The sequence below is a fragment of the Rhodococcus sp. H36-A4 genome (assembly GCF_027158005.1).
Classification (GTDB): domain Bacteria; phylum Actinomycetota; class Actinomycetes; order Mycobacteriales; family Mycobacteriaceae; genus Rhodococcoides.
The window spans coordinates 1-3,698 of the sequence record NZ_JAPVLQ010000020.1; the positions used below are offsets into that span (position 1 = coordinate 1).

The 3,698-nt window shown below is 59.8% G+C and carries 3 protein-coding genes; all 3 read right to left on the bottom strand.

Annotation, left to right across the window (positions count from 1 at the left end; all coding sequences use genetic code 11):
* Nucleotides 1–1,883 (bottom strand): DEAD/DEAH box helicase (locus tag O1W68_RS21460; protein ID WP_269307024.1); only part of this gene is annotated, 1,883 nt, incomplete at its 3' end.
* Nucleotides 1,880–3,505 carry an ATP-dependent nuclease gene (locus O1W68_RS21465; protein ID WP_269307026.1) on the bottom strand — a complete coding sequence of 542 codons (1,626 nt, stop codon included), beginning with the start codon at nt 3,503–3,505 and terminating at the stop codon, nt 1,880–1,882. The genes O1W68_RS21460 and O1W68_RS21465, both read right to left, overlap by 4 nt.
* On the bottom strand, nt 3,502–3,698 hold a 197-nt coding region (locus tag O1W68_RS21470), incomplete at its 5' end, for a hypothetical protein (protein ID WP_269307027.1). The genes O1W68_RS21465 and O1W68_RS21470, both read right to left, overlap by 4 nt.

Consider the following 3,698-nt stretch of genomic DNA (forward strand, 5'->3'; position numbering starts at 1 on the left):
CACCCTGCGGGCGGCCTCGACCTTGTACTCGGTCGTGAAAGACCTGCGTTTGCGGGACATGAGGACATCCTTCCAGCGGAACCATCGATCCCGCTATCTCGGTGTCCACCATCCGGGGGGAGCCTCATATCGCGGGAGTGTGCCCACCATTGATCGCCGTCGAGTCCGATGAAGAACACGGTGTGGTACTCCAAACCCTTGCTGCGGTGAATCGTCATTAGGGGTATCGCGTCCTCATCGAGGAATGCGTGCGCCACTGAACCCCATGTGTCGACCTGGCCGAGTGCCCATTCTAGGCGCAACATGAATGCTTCCATCTTTTCCGTAATATCCTCAGCTCGGTCGGCGAAGATACGTTTACTGGCTGCGTTCTCCAGTTGCACGAAAACGTAGAGCTGGTCGGTTAGCGCCTCGGCGACAGCTTGTTCGGCCCCGGGGGTGGTGGCCAACGTGTGATCAATGGGCGTCTCGACAAACCAGGAGCGCAGCCGGCTCAGAAACTCGGCTAGTTCGTCATCCAGGTGGCTGCCGACCTCTCGGGCAGACTCGCTGGGCCGTGCGCGCGCAAGGGTCGTTGTGACGGCACGCCACACTTCGGGCTGACCGCCTCTGATGGCAGCGAGTTGAACCAGACCAATTAGTAGCTCTACGAGTTCATCTTTCAAAACGTCACCCAGCTTGAGCTTTCCGAGACTGGCGTCGTCGTTGCGTACCGACAGTCCTTCCCCACCTAGTGCCTCTGCCAGACTCGGCTCCAAGTCGGTCACTTTCTGTCGGGCAATCAGCGCGTATTGCGAGGGATCTCGACCGCTCTGCTCGATGTCGGCAGCAATCCACGCGGCAACGGTCTCGGCCTCGCGCGATGAGGTAGCAAAGCTCCATGCTTGCACCGGCGCGACTCCGTCCTCCTCGCTGACAACCTGGGAAGCCTGTGGACGCGCGGCAGGTTTTAGTCGGACTGCGAACCGATGTTGCAGATCTACAAGCTCCTGACGGGAACGGAAGTTCCGCTGCAGCTCGAAGTGGTTGTCGCCGTAGTCGTTCGTGAACTGGTCGAAGGCGTTCGTGAGGGCCCCTGCCCAACCCATGATCCGTTGCTTGTCGTCGCCAACAACCGTGATGTACGTCGAACTAGGCGGGAAGACAGAAGTCAAGAACGTGTATTGGGCGTAGGTCGTGTCTTGAAATTCGTCGATGAACACGTACGGGTATGTCAACCTCAAGGCCCGTTGAAGCTGAGGACTTGACCGGATGAGCAGCTCAGCCAGCCGGTTTAGCATCACGAAGTCGACCAACGGTGTGACGTCGTTACGGTACTTTCGTTTCCACCACTCAGCGATGGCGTACTCCGTGCCTGAGATCGGTTCGGTGGGATCCGCGAGAAGTGATGCGGCCCCCACGATGTCGCTGAGAAAGTTGGCGGGTCGAATCTGATGGATCTCGTCACGGAACTCCTGTGGTGCATGCCCGGCGATATCGTCGAGGAAGCCTCTCACCTCGGTTTGATTAGAAAACGCGATTCTGTAGCCTTCGGTTATTGCCCACGGTGCTGGCAGCAGGCTGCCGAATCGATCGATGATCGACTTCGTGAACGCGTCGAAAGTCATCGACGCGACGCGGTCGGCTTGGTCGGGAAGCCGATCGGACAGGCGGCGATGGAGGTTTCGGGCGGCGTCCCTCTTGAAAGAGATGGCCAAGATCTGCTGCGGTGCACGGCATATTCCGGTCTCAAGCAGATAACTTGCCCGCTGGGCCAGAAATTCTGTTTTACCGGCACCCGGTCCGGCTGTGACCGCAGAGGTCGGAGCGCGGAGGGCCTTCCATGCCGCGTCTTCGAGGTCTTTGATGCCTCCGGGCTCCCATTTCTCTGGGCTGACTCTCACGGGGCCTGCTCCCTAAGAGCACCGGCGATACGGTCGATCAACCGTCCCAGTCGCTCTGGCGGCTTTGCGAGCTCACTTCGCTTCAATCTAGTCAGCGCCCGCAAATGGGTACTCGGTTTTCCCTGGCCCAAGAACAGATACCGATACCAGAAGAGTAGATGTTGCTGTTCGGGCTTGGCCCAGATATCCACTTCGGGACGATCTTTCGTGTCGCCGAGCACGCGATCGCGCGGATCGCCAACCTTATTCGGGCCGGTCGCACCCGCCTCAAGGTTGGTGGTGTAAGCCTTGTCGAACTTCTCCAACAGGCACATGTCCAAGTCGAGCGGCTCGGAGAAGAACACCCCCCACTGCTCAAGGTGGTCCATCCACGCAGCAAGTTGTCGGGCGTCAAGCTTGGCTAGGTCTGCCACGGTGTCGAAGCCTTCCATATCGCCGAGCGGATCCACACCGATAGCTATCAGGCGATCGCAGACGTCCTTGATGCGTCCGGCACCGCCGCCGCTGCGGCCCCAGTCGAGATCGAGGAGAGTAGCGTGTGGGACGTCGAGCTGGTTCAAAAGCTTCCAAAAGTGATTTGTGTGCCGACCTCCCAACGGAACCATGGCGACGAACGACTGGTCGATGTGGACGCCGCGTGCTGCAGCAAGTTTCGGGAGAACGATTTCCTCTGAGGCTCCCTCTCCGAGGACTGCGAACTTGGCGAAGTACAGCTCGGGATGAGCGTGCACCGCTTCACGCAGATACTTGCCCGCCTCGCTGCTCTTCTCGGGCATCGCGATTTCGCGGACCGTCGTCGTGCGCGCCGTCGAGTCCAAACGCAGATATCGGACCTGTTCGGGTCTGATGCGGGACATGGTACTGGGTGAGTGACTGGAGATTAGGGCCTGTGCGCGTCCGGATTTGACGACGTCGGTGAGTTGCTCGATGACCCGGGAAAGGTAGAACGGAGCCAGGTTGTTCTCAGGCTCTTCCAGCGCAAGCAGGGTCAGAGACGGTAACGCGGTACTGGTTAGGTCGAACTTGTCATCGTGGTCACCGGCGGCGATCGCTGCCTCAAGGTCGAGCGTCGCGACTGCGAGCGCGATATGCAGCAGCGACTGCTGTCCGTCGCTCAACTCTCGGGCCGGACGTGTCCTACCTGTCGCGGAGGGCTCGAAGAACATCTCAGCACCGGTGACCAGAACGCTGGCGTCGCTGCTGATCGGTTCCAGGTGCGGGTCTTGGTCTAAGCCCAAGTAATGAAGTCCTTGCCATCGGTTTGCGATGGTCTGGGTGACGGTCTCAACGACTGCTTCTTTACGAAAGGCATCAACCATCTCGAGGGCCCCGGTTTTGACGCTTTCGCGAAAGTCGTCCGACCACTGAGCCGCGGTCCAAACGCGGCCGCGCAGGAACGAGTTCACCTGGCGCACTCCGTCTCGGGTAGCAGGAATGTAGACCATCTGGATACGGTTGCGATCTGTCGCGCGGAGCTCTGCCCACTTGTCTCCGTAGTCGTCTTCGAAGGTGTAAACCACACGCCGGCTAACTTCGACGGAGCCAGCAACTGGTCCGGCATTGGTCCATGAGGCTTCAAGGACGATCCGCAGTTTGAGATCGCCGTCGTCGGCGGCGGTCATCTGCGCGAAGAACTCTGGAACGCCTTGGACAGACCGCGCCGATTCACTCCTGGCGCCATCAGGGGCCTGGCGTGTCCCCGGCGAACGGGGCCATCATGTTTTAGAGTCTTGTTGCCCATGAGCTGGGCGGATAGGACTATGGAGAACATGGCTGGACGGAAGCGGAACTCCGCGGAAGACATCGTGCGCAAGC

Excerpts from the sequence above, each read along its gene's own strand:
- O1W68_RS21465 (WP_269307026.1), bottom strand. The coding sequence starts at position 3,505 with ATGACCGCCGCCGACGACGGCGATCTCAAACTGCGGATCGTCCTTGAA.